5 protein-coding genes are annotated in these 17471 nt (G+C 69.6%); 1 reads left to right on the top strand and 4 read right to left on the bottom strand.

Translation table 11 applies throughout. The annotated features are described in order from the left end of the window. Positions 1–125: 125 nt before the first annotated feature. Both N4G47_RS01320 and purL read right to left on the bottom strand, forming a co-directional pair. Positions 126–8243: an ESPR-type extended signal peptide-containing protein gene (locus N4G47_RS01320; RefSeq protein WP_475284759.1), complete on the bottom strand. Its 8118-nt coding sequence runs from the start codon at positions 8241–8243 to the stop codon at positions 126–128. 427 nt (positions 8244–8670) lie between these two features. Then, positions 8671–12555: a phosphoribosylformylglycinamidine synthase gene (purL, locus tag N4G47_RS01315; RefSeq protein WP_475284757.1), complete on the bottom strand. Its 3885-nt coding sequence runs from the start codon at positions 12553–12555 to the stop codon at positions 8671–8673. 806 nt (positions 12556–13361) lie between these two features. On the opposite strand from purL, the gene N4G47_RS01310 reads away from it, so the two are divergent. Then, on the top strand, positions 13362–15461 hold the full coding sequence (locus tag N4G47_RS01310) for a glycosyl hydrolase family 18 protein (RefSeq protein ID WP_475284755.1): 2100 nt from the start codon (positions 13362–13364) through the stop codon (positions 15459–15461). Positions 15462–15569: 108 nt separating this feature from the next. On the opposite strand, the gene N4G47_RS01305 is transcribed toward N4G47_RS01310, so the two are convergent. Together N4G47_RS01305 and xerD are read right to left on the bottom strand one after the other, a co-directional pair. Then, entirely contained in the window at positions 15570–16355 is a 786-nt protein-coding gene (locus N4G47_RS01305) for a DsbC family protein (protein WP_475284753.1), read from the bottom strand. A gap of 99 nt (positions 16356–16454) precedes the next feature. Beyond that, entirely contained in the window at positions 16455–17432 is a 978-nt protein-coding gene (xerD, locus tag N4G47_RS01300; protein WP_475284751.1) for a site-specific tyrosine recombinase XerD, read from the bottom strand. Positions 17433–17471: the final 39 nt, after the last annotated feature.

Raw genomic sequence — 17471 nt, 5'->3', positions numbered from 1 at the left:
AGCTCACTACGGCCATCACTCCCTGCGACTGCCCTGGCTGGCCCACCAAGGTTGCCGTGCCACGCCCCTTTGGCGCTCACTGCATGGCGTGCCGATGGCAGAACCATCGGCACGCGGTTGCACACTTACCAGCCGAAGCCGGCGCCTACGCCGACCGAGCTGTCATCACTGCTGAAGGCGCCGCCGATGGTGACCGTGGCGCGATCACTGATCGCGCGCTGGTAGCCCAGCGACATCGCCGACTCGCCGCCCTGGAAACCGATGCCGACGCCGACCCGGTTCTGGGTACGGATGCCGGCGGCACTGGTGGCCATGTTGAGCATCGCGGCGCTCATCGCACCCTGGCGATCAATGCGACGGTCCATGTGACGCAGACGTCCATCCACTTCGCCCTTGAACACGTCGAAGCTGTCGGACACGGCCTGCACGCGGCTGTCGGTATAGCTGTTGGCCGTGGTGATGCCACGATCCAGCTGGCCCTTGTTGACCGCGTCGGTGGCCGTGGTACCGGCTGCAACGTTGGTGACCTGGCGCTCGTTGCCCTCGCTGCCGACCGAGACCGTGTTGGCACGGTCAGCCACCGAGCCCTGGCCCAGTGCCACGGCGTTGGCCGCCGTTGCACTGGCGCCCTGCCCCAGCGCGGTGGACGAGGCGCCGCTGGCGACGGCACCTTCACCCATCGCGACCGCATTGAGCCCGCCACCGCTGGCCAGGACAGGCTGCGCAGTGCCCGCACTGGCGGCGGTCGGGGTGCCCTGCACGCGGGCCGTGCTGGCGGCAGGCGCGGTGTCGGCCACGCTCGCATCCTCACCGGCCAGGCCCAGCGCGGCGCTGGACGGTTCAGCATCGAGCGAGGCGGACATGGCGCGCAGGCTGGATGCACCGGAACGGCTGCCACTGGCGGTGCGGCGGTCGATCTCGCTGACCTTGCGATCCAGTGCGCCCAGCGCATCACCGACGTTGTTGTAGGTGGAGCCCTGGATCACATAATTCGGCGCAACGAACACGCCCTGCAGGCCAACGCTGGCACCGCCGCCCAGGAAGCTGGCGGCATCGCTGAGCGACTGGAACAACTGCCCGCCGTTGATGGCCTGACGGCTGCCGGAAGCGATGCTGCCTGCACCGACGTTGTCCAGGGTGGTGCCCTGGATCCCCGCCAGGGTCAGGCGATCGCGGCTGGCGTCGTCGTAGCCGACTGCACTGGCGGCAGTGGTTTCAACCGTGGCGATGCGCGAATCGAAGTCGCCGACGCGGGTTTCCACCGCACCCACGCGCTGGTTGGTCACGTTGAGCTGCGAACCGGTGACCGCATCGCTGCTGCCGGCGGCAATGCGACCGTCGGCCACATTGACGATGCGGCGCGTCGCCGGGCCATCGGTGCCGTTGCCACCGCCGACCGAGACCACGTTGGCCTCCACGGCGCGGGAGCCGGCACCCAGGGCGACCGCGTTGCTGCCGGTCACCGCGGTGTTGGCGCCCAGTGCCAGGGTCGCGTTGCCGATGGCGCTGGCGTTGCTGCCCAGCGCGTTGCTGCGGTTGCCACTGGCGGTGGCGGCCGAGCCCACCGCGATGGCATCGCTGCCACTGGCGGTCGCGGTGCCGCTGCCGCTGGCGCGGAAGTGACGGCTGGTGGCGTCTGCGGTGGATGCCACCGCGTCGAGCTGGGCGCGGTTCACCGCATCGTTGGCCTGGGTACCGGCCGCGACGCGGGTGATCTGCCGCTCTGCACCGGCACTGCCCACCGATACGGTGTTGGCACGATCGGCCACCGAGGACGCGCCCAGCGCGGTGCTGCCGGCGGCGCTGGCCGTGGCGCCGAAACCGACCGCCGTGGCACCGGCCGCCGTCGCCTTGGCGCTGTAACCGACCGCCGTGCCCAGGCGGCCGCTGGCTTCGGTGTAGCCGCCCAGTGCGGCGGCACCATCGGCCGTGGCGCTGGCACGGAAACCGTTGGCCTGCGACTGCGTGCCACTGGCGACGGCCTGCGAACCGCTGGCGGTGCTGTAGGCACCGCTGGCCTGTGCACCGGCGCCGGTGGCACTGGCGCCAAGTTCACTGGCCACCGCGCCACTGCCCAGCGCCAGGCTGTCCACGCCACTGGCCTGCGCCGCGTTGCCCAGTGCAGCGCCGTTGGCCCCCGTGGCCAGCGCATTGAAGCCCACCGCCGTGGCGTTGGCTGCAACAGCGGTGGCACCACCACCCAGCGCCGTGGCGCCGTTGCCGATGGCGTTGGCCGCTTCACCAGCAGCCAGCGCGCTGTCACCTTCCACATAGGCACCGGCATCGCTGTCGGCGCTGCCACTGGCCTGGAAGTAGCGGCTGGTCTTGTCCGCCGTGGCGGCCACCGCGTCGAGCTGGTTCTTGTTCACCGCGTCGGTGCCTTCGGTACCGGCAGCGACATGGGTGACCTGGCGCTCGCTGCCGGCACTGCCGACGGCCACGCTGTTGTCACGCTCGGCCTTGGAGCCGGCACCGAGTGCGACGCTGTTGAGGCCAGTGGCAGTAGCGCTGGCGCCCAGGGCGGTCGAATCGGCGCCATCGGCCCACGAATTCCAGCCGATTGCCGTGGCGTAATCCTCGGTGGCCCACGCACCGGCACCGAAGGCCGCAGCACCGGTGCCACTGGCGCGCGACGGAATCAGGCCGAAGAAGGTGCTGCCGCCGATGGCGACACTCTCCTCACCACTGGCTTCGCTGGACTGGCCGACGGCCACTGCACCGGTCCCCGCAGCGGCGGCACCGAAGCCGACGGCGGTGGTGTTGGCGCCGGTCGCCGCCGAGCCGTAACCCAGTGCAGTGCCGAGGCGGCCGCTGGCTTCGCTGTAACCGCCCACGGCCGTGGTGCCGTCAGCCGACGCCGCCGCGCGGAAGCCGCTGGCCAGCGACTGCGCACCGCTGGCGATGGACTCTGCACCGTTGGCCGTGCTGTACACGCCACTGGCCTGCGCCGCAGCGCCGGTGGCCGTGGCACTGATGCCGCTGGCCGCGGCACCGCTGCCCAGTGCGGCACTGTCATCGCCGCTGGCCTGCGCGTTGTTGCCGACGGCCGCGGCGTTGGTGCCGGTGGCCAGGCTGTTGAAGCCCACCGCCGTGGCGTTGGCTGCAACAGCGGTGGCACCACTGCCCAGCGCCGTGGCGCCGTTGCCGATGGCGTTGGCCGCTTCGCCAGCAGCCAGCGCGCTGTCACCTTCCACATAGGCACCGGCATCGCTGTCGGCGCTGCCACTGGCCTGGAAGTAGCGGCTGGTCTTGTCCGCCGTGGCGGCCACCGCGTCGAGCTGGTTCTTGTTCACCGCGTCGGTGCCTTCGGTACCGGCAGCGACATGGGTGACCTGGCGCTCGCTGCCGGCACTGCCGACGGCCACGCTGTTGTCACGCTCGGCCTTGGAGCCGGCACCGAGTGCGACGCTGTTGAGGCCAGTGGCGGTAGCGCTGGCGCCCAGGGCGGTCGAATCGGCGCCATCGGCCCACGAATTCCAGCCGATTGCCGTGGCGTAATCCTCGGTGGCCCAGGCACCGGCACCGAAGGCCGCAGCACCGGTACCACTGGCGCGCGACGGAATCAGGCCGAAGAAGGTGCTGCCGCCGATGGCGACACTCTCCGCACCACTGGCTTCGCTGGACTGGCCGACTGCCACCGCACCGGTCCCCGCAGCCGCAGCACCGAAGCCGACGGCGGTGGTGTTGGCGCCGGTCGCCGCCGAGCCGTAGCCCAGTGCGGTGCCGAGACGGCCGCTGGCTTCGCTGTAACCGCCCACGGCCGTGGTGCCGTCAGCCGACGCCGCCGCACGGAAGCCGCTGGCCAGCGACTGCGCACCGCTGGCGATGGACTCTGCACCGTTGGCCGTGCTGTACACGCCACTGGCCTGCGCCGCAGCGCCGGTGGCCGTGGCACTGATGCCGCTGGCCGCAGCACCGCTGCCCAGTGCGGCACTGTCATCGCCGCTGGCCTGCGCGTTGTTGCCGACGGCCGCGGCGTTGGTGCCGGTGGCCAGGCTGTTGAAGCCGATTGCGGTGGCGTTGGCTGCGACGGCTGTGGCGCCACTGCCCAGCGCCGTGGCGCCATTGCCGATGGCATTGGCCGCTTCGCCAGCAGCCAGCGCGCTGTCACCTTCCACATAGGCACCGGCATCGCTGTCTGCGCTGCCACTGGCCTGGAAGTACTTGCGGGTGGTTGCGCCCTCGGCGGCGACCGCATCCAGCTGGTCCTTGTTCACCGCATCGGTGCCCTGGGTGCCCGCCGCCACGTTGGTGACCTGGCGGGTGTTGCCGCCGCCACCCACCGAGACCGTGTTGTCGCGGTCGGCAATCGAGTCGGCGCCCAGCGCCACGCTGTTGGCACCGCGCGATTCGGCCGCGTTGCCCAGCGCGGTGCTGTTGATGCCGGGCGCATAGGCACCACCACCCACGGCAGTGGAGTAGTCGCCGGATGCTTCAGTGGCCAGCAGGCCAAACAGCGAACCACCGACGGCCACCGCATTGGTGCCCGACGCCAGGCTGCCCTGGCCGGTCGCGGTGCTGTAGGCGCCGGATGCTTCCGAATCGCCGCCAAGCGCCACGCTGTTGGAACCGGATGCATTGGCGAAGTTGCCGAAGGCGGTTGCGTTGAATGCCGAAGCCTGCGCATAGCCGCCGATGGCAGTGCTGTAACCGCCGGTGGCTTCGGCGCCGATACCGAACGCCGCCGAGGCCGTGCCGCTGGCCACGCTTTCGCTGCCTACGGCGGTCGCCGCTTCGCCGCTGGCGTTGCTGAAGTAGCCCACCGCCACGGCTTCCTCGCCACTGGCTTCAGACAGCACGCCGGTCGCGGTGCTGCCGGCGCCGCTGGCCACCGCGGCCGCACCAAACGCCGCGCTCTGTTCACCGCTGGCTTCGCTCTCGGCACCGTGGGCGGTGGCGTACTCGCCGGTGGCCTGTGCGTTGGCGCCGATGGCGCTGGCATTGGCGGCCGTGGCCAGTGCATTGAAGCCGATGGCCTGCGCATTGCCGGCCAGGGCGTTGGCGCCGCTGCCGAGCGCGGTCGCACCATTGCCGATGGCCGTGGCCGCTTCACCCGCGGCCAGCGCGTTGTCGCCTTCCACGTGGGCACCGGCGTCGCTGTCGTCGCTGCCGCTGGCCTGGAAGTACTTGCTGGTGTTGGCCGCACTGGCGGCTACCGCATCGAGCTGCGATTTGTTCACCGCATCGGTGGCCTGGGTACCGGCGGCCACGCTGGTGATCTGCCGCTCGTTGCCTGCGCTGCCCACCGCCACGCTGCGGTCACGGCTGGCCACGGAGCCGGCGCCCAGCGCGACCGCGTTGTTGCCGCTGGCGTTGCTGCCGGCACCGACCGCGATGGCACTCTCTCCGCCGGCCACCGTGTTGGTGCCGATGGCAATGCTGTTGATGCTGTTGCCAAGCGCCTGGAAGCCCAGCGCGACACTGTTGTCGCCATAGCCGAACGCACCACGGCCGACAGCGGTGGCACTGTTGCCGTTGGCCCAGCTGTTGTAGCCGATCGAGGTGGCGCCGTTGCCACTGGCCCAGGCCGCGTTGCCGAACGCGGATGCGTTGGTGGCCGTGGCCCACGCACCGGCACCGAACGCGCTGGCGCCACTGGCCGTGGCCCAGCTGTAGCCGCCCACCGCGGTGCTGTCATCGCTGCTGGCGAACGCGCTGTCGCCGAGCGCGACGGCGTAGCTGCCGGTGGCGCGTGATTTGCCACCGGCCGCCAGGCTGTTGTCGCCGCTGGCCTTGGCGGCGCTGCCGAACGCATTGCTGGTTGCGCCGGTGGCCTGTGCGGCGTTGCCCACCGCCGTCGCATCCGCGGCAGCCGTGGTGCCCACGCGCACCGGGTTGCCCTGGTCATCGACCAGCGGCTGGTTGAACGCGTCGTAGGCCTGGCCAAGGCCACCAATGGCCACCCCGCCAGCACCGGTAGCACTGGTGTTGCGGCCCAGGGCCACACTGTCATCGCCCAGCGCCGACGCGCCGGCGCCCTGTGCCACGGCGCCGGCACCGATGGCATTGCTGGCCGAACCGGCCGCCACCGCACCCTCGCCTTCGGCATAGGCCCCGGCATCGCTGCCGGTTTCCGGCTGGGCCTGGAAGAAGCGCGCGGTGCTGTCGGCGGTCGTGGCCACCGCATCCAGCTGCGCCTTGTTCACCGCATCGGTGGCTTCACTGCCAGCGGCCACATTGGTGATCTGCCGTTCGTTGCCCGCGCTGCCCACGGCCACGCTGTTGGCGCGCACGGCTTCGGAATTGGCACCCAATGCGACACTGTTGGCGCCGCGTGCCGTGGCGTAGTAGCCCACCGCGGTACTCTGCGCGCCACTGGCCCAGGTCTGTGCACCGAGTGCGCTGGCATTTTCGCCAGGCGCGTAGGCGAAGTAGCCCACGGCCACCGACTCGGCACCGGACGCTTCGGTCAGGCTGCCGTTGGCCACGGCGTAGTTGCCACTGGCGATGGCACCGGCGCCGACCGCCGTGGCGGCTTCGCCACTGGCCTGGGTCTGCACGAAGAAGCCCAGGCCCGGAATCAGATCGGCCGGACCGCCGATGGCCACACTGCTGGTGCCGGTGGCATTGCTCTGCGTACCCAGCGCGGTGGAGTAATCACCGATGGCATTGGCCACCGCACCGAACGCGGAAGCCTGCGCGCCGGCGGCGTAGGCGCCGACACCGTATGAGGAGGCAGCAAACCCACCGGCCTCGGCACTGGCACCCACTGCGGTGCCGCCGACCCCGGCACTGGTCGCCCCGGTTTCCACCGGCACGCCGCCGCTGGTGATCAGCGGGTTGCCGTTGGCATCCACCGCAGCGCCGCCCACGGCGACACTGCCCGGACCGTTGGCCTGCGCGTTGTTGCCGAACGCGGCACTGTTCTGGCCCGACGCCAGCGCGTTGGTGCCCACCGCCGTGGCGTTCTGCGCAACCGCCGTTGCACCGGCGCCCACGGCGGTAGCGCCGTTGCCGATGGCGTTGGCGGCTTCGCCGGCCGCGAGCGCGTCATCGCCCTCGGCCAGCGCGCCGGCATCACTGTTGCTGCTGCCGGTCGCCTGGAAACGCTTGGCCGTCGCGTCAGCCACCGCAGCGACATCCTTCAATTGGCCAACGTTGACCGCGTCGGTGTCTTCGGTACCGGCAGCGACGCTGGTGATCTGCCGGGTCAGGCCGTAATCGACAGCGCCGACCGAGACGGTATCGACGCGATCGGCCAGCGAGCCGGCGCCCAGCGCCACGCTGCCGGTGGCCACCGCCGCCGAATTGGAACCCAGCGCGGTGCTGTACTCGCCCACGGCCGTGCTGAACGCGCCGACCGCGATCGAGGCTTCATTGGCGGCCGTGGCGCCACGACCCAGTGCCGTGCTGCCCGGGCCCATGGCCACGGCACCGCCACCGACGGCGGTTGCGCCATCGGCGGTCGCTTCGGACAACGCGCCCAGTGCGGTGGCCGCGCCATTCTCGCTGGCGGCGGTGGCACTGGCGCCCACCGCAGTGTCACCCAGACCGAACGCAGCCGCGCTCTGCCCCACCACCACGCTGGCATCTCCCAGCGCCAATGCGCCCTGGCCGAATGCGCTGGCGCCAAGGCCGGCGGCAATGGCCTGGGTGCCGATGGCGGTGGTGGCGTTGGCCAGCGACTGCGCGCCGGCGCCTGCGGCCACGGCACCCTGCCCTTCGATCTTCGCCGCGTCGCTGTCATCACCGGCGCCATCGGCCTTGAAATAGCGGTTGCCATCGGCGGCGACATCGGCCAGCGCGGCCTGGGTGGCACGCGCCTGCGCATCCAGCTGCGCCTTGTTCACGGCGTCGGTGGCCTGGGTACCGGCGGCGACGTTGGTGACCTGCCGTTCCTTGCCAGCATCGCCGACGGACACGGTGTTGGCACGGGTGGCCTTGGAGCCGGCGCCCAGCGCCACGCTGTTGGCCGCGCTGGCGCTGGTACCGGCGCCGATGGCCACCGCGTTGCTGCCCTTGGCGCTGGCGCTGCCCTCGATCAGGCACTTTTCCAGCAGCTTGCCGCTGAACGCCACGCAGGTGGCGCTGCCACCGATCTGCACCGACTGCGCTGCCGCAGTGCCGGCCATGCCCACTCCCAGTACCAGGCCCAGGGCAACGGCCAGCAGGGCCGGTGTTGCCTGCGTCGTCGCGGCGCGTTGGTCGACAACACCTCCGCTGCTGTCGGAGGAGGCCAATTCCGAGGCCACCACCAACTGACCCAATGCTTTGTTCCAGACCTTGCGATAAATCCGATTCATCGGTACGGCTCCTGAGTGGACTGGTTTTGGGCAAAGCAACGCCACCGCCGGGCCTTCTGGCCCAACGTCCCCTGGGGGCGTTTATTCGCGTGATTTACTACGGGGTATTGCCGAACGGCGCGCAGCGAAAGAAACCGAGCGCGTGCGCCAGACGGTTACTGCGGAATGAATGGTTCTGAAACGGGGTTCAAGTGTTAACGGCAACTTTGAAAAACGTCAAGACTTTGACATGGCAAATCCTATTGCCGTGAAGCAGTTCACTGTTTCACCTGTTTATGAAAGTATTTTGTTAGGCGTGCGTGATGATTATCCGACGCATGAAAACGCATGTAACTGATGGTCGCGTCAGCATTTTCCTGATGGCAAAGAAAAACCCGCCGGAAGTCCGGCGGGTTTCCCATACGCACAGGCATTGTCGGTTGCGCGATCAGCCGCACCAGACCCGTGCGTTGCGGAACATGCGCATCCACGGCGAATCACCCTGCCACTCGGCCGGCGCCCAGCTCAGGTTGAGCGCACGCGGGGTGCGTTCCGGGTGCGGCATCATGATGGTGACGCGACCGTCGGTGCTGGTCAGGCCGGTGATGCCGTCCGGCGAACCGTTCGGGTTCAGCGGGTACTGGCTGGCCACGTTGCCGTGGCCATCGATGTAGCGCAGCGAAACACGCGCCGCGGCCTGGTCGACGGCACTGTCGAACACGGCCTGGCCTTCGCCATGCGCCACCGCCACCGGCAGGCGCGAGCCGGCCATGCCACGCAGCAGGATCGACGGCGATTCCACCACTTCCAACAGCGCGGTGCGGGCTTCGAACTGCTCGCTGCCGTTGCGGCGGAACTGCGGCCAGTGCTCGGCACCGGGGATGATGCCCTTGAGCTGGCTCATCATCTGGCAGCCGTTGCACACGCCCAGCGCGAAGCTGTCCTCGCGCGCGAAGAACGCGGCGAAGGCATCACGCAGCGCGCTGCGCTCCAGGATCGAGGTGGCCCAGCCGCGGCCGGCACCGAGCACGTCGCCGTAGCTGAAGCCGCCGCAGGCGACCAGGCCGGTGAAGTCCTGCAGCGCCACGCGGCCTTCGATCAGGTCGCTCATGTGCACGTCGAACGCGCGGAAGCCGGCACGTTCGAAGATGTTGGCCATTTCGATCTGGCCGTTCACGCCCTGCTCGCGCAGCACCGCCACGCGCGGGCGCGCACCGGTGTTGATGAACGGTGCCGCCACATCCTCGTTGAGATCGAAGCTGAGCTTCGGCTTCAGGCCCGGTGCGTTGAAGGCTCGGGCGATGTCGCGCTCGGCATCGGCATTTTCGGGGTTGTCGCGGCGCTTCTGCATGGCGTGGGTGACCGACCACCAGGCGTCGAACAGCGCGTCCCAGCGCCATTCGGCCAGGTTCTCGCCGGCCAGCGACACGCGCACCACCGGTGCGGTGGTCGGCCTGGCAATGCGCTGTGCGCATTCGGTCAGTGCATGGCGCTCGACCAGGTCGGCGAAGGCGGCACGGTCTTCGCGTGCGATCTGCACCACTGCACCCAGCTCTTCATTGAACAGGCTGCGGAACGGGTCATCACCCCAGGCATCAAGGGTGATGTCCAGGCCCATGCGCGAGGTGAAGGCCATCTCGCACAGCGCGGCGAAGGCACCACCGTCGCTGCGGTCGTGGTAGGCCAGCAGCAGGCCGGACTGGCGCGCATCGCGGATCAGTTCGAAGAAGGCACGCAGGCGCTGCGGATCGTCCAGGTCCGGCGCGGCACCGGCGAACGCCGGCAGATCGCCGTGATCGGCATGCACCTGGGCCAGGATCGAGCCGCCCAGACGCTGCTTGCCGGCGCCGAGGCCGATCAGCCACAGCTCGCTGTCCACATCACGGTCGAGCAGCGGGGTCAGCTGCTGGCGCACGTCGAGCACCGGCGCGAACGCCGAGATCACCAGCGACACCGGCGACACGCTCTTGTGCGCTTCGCCCTGGTCGTGCCACTGCGCCTGCATCGACAGCGAGTCCTTGCCCACCGGGATGCTGATGTCCAGCTGCGGGCACAGCTCCATGCCCACCGCCTTCACTGCGTCGTACAGCAGCGCGTCTTCGCCCGGGTGACCGGCAGCGGCCATCCAGTTCGCCGACAACTTGATCTCATCCAACGCATCCACCGGCGCCGCGCACAGGTTGGTCAGTGCTTCGCCCACCGCCATGCGCGCCGATGCTGCGGCATCGAGCAGGGCCAGCGGGGTGCGCTCGCCGATCGACATGGCTTCGCCGGCCACGCCGTCGAAGTCGGCCGCAGTGATTGCCACGTCGGCTACCGGCAGCTGCCACGGACCGACCATCTGTTCGCGTGCGGTCAGGCCGCCGACGCTGCGGTCACCGATGGTGACCAGGAAGTTCTTCGAGGCCACCGTCGGGTGCGCCAGCACGCGCAGGCCCGCTTCGTGCAGATCCAGGCCGCCGGTCTTCAGCGCCGGCCAGCGCGGGGCTGGCGGGTGCGCGGTGTCGCGGTGCATCTTCGGCGGCTTGCCGAACAGCACGTCCATCGGCAGGTCGATCGGCGCGTCAGCCGGGGTGTGGCCGGGCACGGCGCCGTAGGCCACCACCAGGTGTTCCTCGGCGGTGGCTACACCGACCGCAGCGAACGGGCAGCGCTCGCGCGCGCACAGCGCGGCGAACTCGGCCAGGCGTTCCTGGGCCACGCCCAGCACGTAACGTTCCTGCGATTCGTTGCACCACAGCTGCATCGGCGACAGCGACGGATCATCGGTGGGCACCTTGCCCAGGTCGATGACACCGCCCACGCTCGAATCGTGCAGCAGCTCGGGAATGGCATTGGACAGGCCACCGGCACCGACGTCGTGGAAGAACTTGATCGGGTTGTTGGCCCCCATCGCCACGCAGCGGTCGATGACCTCCTGGCAGCGACGTTCCATCTCCGGGTTGTCGCGCTGCACGCTGGCGAAGTCCAGGTCCTCGGCGCTTTCGCCGGAGGCCACCGAACTGGCGGCACCACCGCCGAGGCCGATCAGCATCGCCGGGCCACCGAGCACGATGACCGCATCACCGGCCTGCAGCTGGATCTTGTCGACCTGGATGCGGTCGATGGCGCCGAGGCCACCGGCCAGCATGATGGGCTTGTCGTAGGCGCGGACCAGGTCGGCACCTTCGGGCAGTTCGAAGCTGCGGAAGTAGCCGAGCAGGTTCGGGCGGCCAAACTCGTTGTTGAACGCGGCGCCGCCGAGCGGGCCGTCGGTCATGATTTCCAGCGCCGGTGCCATGCGCGGGTTCAGCGCGCGCGGCGCTTCCCACGGCTGCGGCAGTTCGGGAATGCGCAGGTGCGAGACCGAGAAACCGGTCAGGCCGGCCTTGGGCTTGCCACCGCGGCCGGTCGCGCCTTCGTCGCGGATCTCGCCACCGGCACCGGTCGAGGCGCCCGGGAACGGCGCGATCGCGGTCGGGTGGTTATGCGTTTCCACCTTGATCTGGAAGGCACTGGGCACCTGCGGCTCGCGGCGGTATTCGCCACTGGCCGGATCCGGACGGTAGCGCGAGGCCGGATGGCCTTCGATCACCGCCGCATTGTCGCTGTACGCGCTGAGCGTGTGCTGCGGGGTCTGCTGGTGGGTGTTCTTGATCATCCGGAACAGCGAGCGGTCCTGTTCCTGGCCGTCGATGGTCCAGCTGGCGTTGAAGATCTTGTGCCGGCAGTGCTCGGAGTTGGCCTGCGCGAACATCATCAGTTCCACGTCCGACGGCGAGCGGCCCAGCGCGGTGAAGCGTTCGCGCAGGTAGTCGATCTCGTCCTGGGCCATGGCCAGGCCGAGGCGCTGGTTGGCGGCCTCCAGCTGATCCACCGGCACGCGTTCCAGTTCACCACGGGCCGGCGTCGAGAACAGGGCCTGGCCCTGCTCGACGGTCTCCAGCACCGACTGCGTCATCGGGTCGTGCAGCGCCTTGACCAGCGCCTGCTGGGCAGCGGCATCGGTCGGCCAGCCCTGCACGTCGATGCGCAGGCCACGCTCGACCCGGCTCACCGGCTGGCCGGCACCGCGGACCAGTTCGGTGGCCTTGCTCGACCACGGCGACAGCGTGCCCAGGCGCGGCACCACGATGCGGCTGACCGCACCGTCGGCCACGGCCTGCGCCTGCGGCGCAGCCTCGAGGATGCGGCACAGGGTGGTCAGGTCGGGGGCGGCGGCACCTTCGGTCTGCACGAAGTAGACGTGCCAGGCACCGCTGATGCGCAGGGAGGGCGCGATGGACTGCAGGCGGGATTCAAGACGTTCGCGGCGGAACAGCGACAGGGCGGGCGCGCCCTCGAGGACCATCATGTCCGGGGAACCGTAGTTGGGAAACGGGCCCGACATTGTACCGGAAGCGGGGGAGGGCTTTGGCCGGGCGGCGCCCGGCACCCGCCGAGGCCAGGGCAACGACCACAGCAACGGCCCAGGCAAAAGCTGGGTTCCCGTGGGATGGCGGGGTGGTGGGGGCCAGCAGGACACGCCGTAAACCCGTCCATGGGGGCTCGATGGCGCCATCCATGGCGCCAACGGTCCTGCTGGCCCCCACCACCCCGCCCCGACAGATTTCCGCGATCTGCCGCCATGCGTGGATGCTCCCTGTAGTGCCGGCCGCTGGCCGGCAACCAGGAAATTTCAGAAATCAGGCATTGAAGAGCGAAGCGACCGGCGTTTGCTTTTGATTTTCTGTTCTGTCTTCCGTGGCTGGCCGCGCAGGAACCTGTCCGTGGCCGGGTGGGTGGGCTGCGCAGGGGCGTAAGCGCCATGGATGGCGCGCCCGAGCCTACAGGGACGTATTCACGGCGTCCCCTGCGCAGCCCACCCCCGGCCAACCTCCAGAAACCCGCTGTTCGCGGAAAGCCCCAGCCACGAGGGGCTCCGCCGATGGCCGTCGACCGCGCGCAGCGCGCTCTCCGCCCGATTCCCCGAACCATGCGCTTGCTCACGGATTGACCACACGATTGATGACAACGTTGTCCCTACCTGGTGCCGGACTCTCTCCCCGGCCTCCCAGGTACCTCCGTCCGCCCCCTCCGTCGCCTTCCCGGGCGACGCCCGGACCTGCGTCACGCGCGGCGCCATCGGGGCCCGCGCGCCCTTTGATCGGAGACTTACCCATGTACGACCCGATTGTGCGCAGTGCCGAACGTGCGACCCGAAGCTGTCGTCCCCGCCGCCTGGCCTGGCTGCTTGCCGTGGCCGCCGGTGCCGCTGCCCTGCCCGGACTGGCGCAGGCTGCCAGCTGTGCCGGGGTGGCCCAGTGGGACCAGGCCAAGATCTACCGGGCCGGCGATACCCTGCAGAAAGGAGGCGTCCTCTATCGGGCGAACCAGGACATCTGGAACGCGCCGCCGGACCATCCGGCCGGTGCGCCCTACTACACCAACCTCGGCGCCTGTGATGGCGGCGGCACCAACCAGCCGCCGGTGGTCAGCCTGACCTCGCCGGCCAACGGCGCCACCTTCAGCGCCGGCAGCACGGTCAATGTGACCGCCAACGCCAGCGACCCGGACGGCAGCGTCGCCAAGGTCGAGTTCTTCCGCGACGGCAGCACCCTGGGCGTGGCCACCAGTGCGCCGTACGCCGCCAGCTGGGCCAATGCCAGCGCCGGCAGCCACACCCTGCGCGCGGTGGCCACCGACAACAACAACGCCACCAGCAGCACCGCGACCATCACCATCACCGTCAACGCCGCCGGTGGCGATACCACCGCGCCCAGCGTGCCGGGCGGGCTGGCGGTGGGAACGCGGACCGCCAACAGCATCGCGCTCAGCTGGAGCCCGTCCACCGACAACACCGGCGGCAGCGGCGTGGCCGGCTATGACGTGTACCGCAACGGCAGCCTGGTCGGTTCGCCGTCCAGTGCCAGCTACGTCGATGGCGGGCTGACCGCATCGACCACCTACCGCTACCGCGTGCGCGCCCGCGACAACGCCGGCAACGCGTCCGCCCAGGGCACCGAGATCAGCGCCACCACGCTGGCCGGTGACGGTGGCACCACCGGCAAGCGGGTCATCGGCTACTTCACCCAGTGGGGCATCTACGGCCGCAACTACCGGGTCAAGAACATCGACAGCAGCGGTTCGGCCGCACGCCTGACCCACATCAACTACGCCTTCGGCAACGTGCGCAACAACCGCTGCGAAGTGGGCATCACCCAGCCATCGGATCCGAACAGCGGTGCCGGTGGCGATGCCTTCGCCGACTACACCAAGGCCTTCAGCGCCGCCGAGAGCGTCAGCGGCAGCGCCGATACCTGGGACCAACCGCTGCGCGGCAACTGGAACCAGCTCAAGCAGCTCAAGGCCAAGTACCCGGGCATGAAGGTGCTGATCTCGCTGGGCGGCTGGACCTGGTCGCGCGGCTTCTCCAGCGCGGCACGTCCGGAAAACCGCCAGGCCTTCGTCGCCTCGTGCATCGATGCCTACATCAAGGGCAACCTGCCGGTGACCGACGGTGCCGGTGGTGCCGGTGCCGCGCTGGGCGTGTTCGACGGCATCGACATCGACTGGGAGTACCCGGTGGCCTGCGGTATCGAATGCGGCAAGCCGGAAGACAACGCCAACTTCACCGCGCTGATGGCCGAGTTCCGCCGCCAGCTCGATGCAGTGCGTCCGGGCCTGTTGCTGACGGTGGCGGTGGGTGCCGGCATCGACAAGATCCGCGTCACCGATCCGGCCGCGTACCACCCGTACCTGGACTACATCAACGTGATGACCTACGACTTCCACGGCGCGTGGGATGCGAAGACCAATCACCAGTCGGCGCTGTTCGATTCGCCGAATGACCCGTCCACCGGCGACCAGAAGCTGTACAACAGCAACGACGCCATCGAGGCCTTCATCAGCCGTGGCGTGCCCGCCGCCAAGCTCAACCTGGGCATCGGTTACTACGGGCGTGGCTGGACCGGCGTGGCCAACGCCAACAACGGCCTGTACCAGACCGCGACCGGCGCTGCCCCGGGCACGTATGAGGCCGGCATCGAAGACTGGAAGGTGCTGAAGAACCTGGCGTGGCCGGGCTACACCGACAACACCGCCGGCGCCACCTGGATCTACAACGGCAGCACGCTGTGGAGCTTCGATACCCCGGCCAACATCACCCGCAAGATGGGCTATGTGAAGACCCAGGGCCTGGGCGGCGCGTTCGTCTGGGAGTTCAGTGGTGACGATGCGCAGGGCACGCTGACCAAGGCGGTCAGTGACGGCCTGAAGTAAGAAAAAGGCCGGGGGTGCAGCGCGCCCCGGCTTCCTACCTGTAGAGCCGAGCCCATGCTCGGCTGATGTTTCCGCAGCCGAGCATGGGCTCGGCTCTACAGAAAAAGGTCAGCGCTTGGCCGACAGCTTTTCCAGCGCCGCGCGCAGCTGCGCCGGCGGCAGGTAACCGCCCAGCTGGGTGCCATCGGGCGCGAAGATCGCCGGCGTACCGTTCACGCCCAGCTGCTGGCCCAGTGCGTACTGCATCGCCACCGGGTTGGTGCAGTTCTTGGCCGGCACGCTGCCACCGCGCTTGGCGTTGGTCAGCGCCTGGCGACGGTCGGCTGCACACCAGACCGAAATCATGTCGGTGTAGTCCTTGCTGCCCAGGCCCATGCGCGGGAACGCCAGGTACTCGACGCTGATGCCGTTGCGGTTGAGCTCGGCGATGTCCTGGTGCAGCTTGCGGCAGTAACCACACTCGATGTCGGTGAACACGCTGATGGTGTACTTGGCGTTCGGCGCGGCGAACACGATGCGATCACCGTGGTTGGCCTTGGCCAGCAGGTCGCGGCGGTAGCCGAGCAGGCCTTCGCTGTTGGCCGGGCCCTTGGCACGGGTGTCGTACGGCTGCGACTGGAACAGGTAGCGGCCATCATCGGATACATACAGCAGCTGGCCGGAGACCACCACCTCGCGGAAACCGGGGAACGGCGCGGCACCGATGTAGTCCACCTCGAAGCCGGGGTTGAGCGCGGTCAGCGCGGCACGCACGGCCTGGTCGGCCGAACCGTTGGCGGCCGGGCTGGCCTTGGCCGGTGCGGCGGTGGGTGCCTTGGCGGCCGGCGGGGCCGGCTGGGCACAGGCGGTCAGGCTGAGCGCACCGAACACGGCGGCGATGGCAAATCGGAGCATGGAACGGTCCGCGACAGAAGAAGACCCCGGATTCTGACACAGCCACCGCAGCCGGGCCGCGACGCCGGGCACGGCGCAAGGCAGGGTTCAGGCCCTCGCTCAGCCGCGCGGATGATGGCGGGCGTGCAGCTTCTGCAGATGCTCGCGCGCCACCAGGGTGTAGATCTGGGTGGTGGACAGCGAACTGTGGCCCAGCAGCATCTGCAGCGCGCGCAGGTCGGCGCCGCGGTTGAGCAGATGCGTGGCGAAGCTGTGGCGCAGGCCGTGCGGGCTGATCCGCGCCGGGTCGATGCCGGCCACCTGCGCGTGGCGCTTGACCAGGTGCCAGAAGGCCTGGCGGGTCAGCGCATGCAGCGTCGGCTCGATGAACAGCGGCGTCTGCCCGTCGGCCAACGCCTGCACCTTGCCCTTGCCGACCAGCTGCGGCCGCGACTGCTGCAGGTAGCGCTCCAGCCAGTGCTGTGATTCCTCGCCCAGCGGCACCAGCCGTTCCTTGCTGCCCTTGCCGGTGACCCGCAGCACGCCCTGGCGCAGGTTGACCGCGGTGGCCGGCAGCAGCACCAGCTCGCTCACGCGCAGGCCAGCGGCATACATCAGTTCCAGCATGGCGCGATCACGCAGGCCCAGCGGACTGTCGATGTCCGGCGCGGCCAGCAACGCGTCGATCTGGCTTTCGGCCAGCGCCTTGGGCAACAGCCGTGGCAGCTTCGGCGGGTCCAGCAGCGCGCTGGGGTCCTCGCTGCGTTCGCCACGGCGCACGCCATCGGCGAAGAACGCGCGCAGCGCCGACAGCAGGCGCGCGTTGCTGCGCGGCGACCAGCCATGCCGGGTACGCCAGGCCAGGTAGTCGAACAGGCCGGGGCGCTCGATGCCGGCCAGCCCGCCCTCGCGTCCATCCATCCACCGCGCCAGCCCTTCCAGGTCGCGCCGGTAGCTGTCGAGGGTGGCGCGGGCCAGACCGTTCTCGGCCCAGATCGCGTCGAGGAAGCGCTGGATGCGCACGCTGTCGTCGGCGCGCAGCTCGGGCAGTTGCTGGACCAGCTGGCGTCGTTCGGCGGGGGTGGAAACAAGAGCCATGCGTGCAGGATACGAGCGCAACTGCGGATGCGGCCAGCA

The organism is Stenotrophomonas sp. GSD10 (assembly GCF_056172695.1).
The sequence above is the reverse complement of the archived record's forward strand: the minus strand, read 5'-3'. Positions and strand labels throughout refer to the sequence as shown.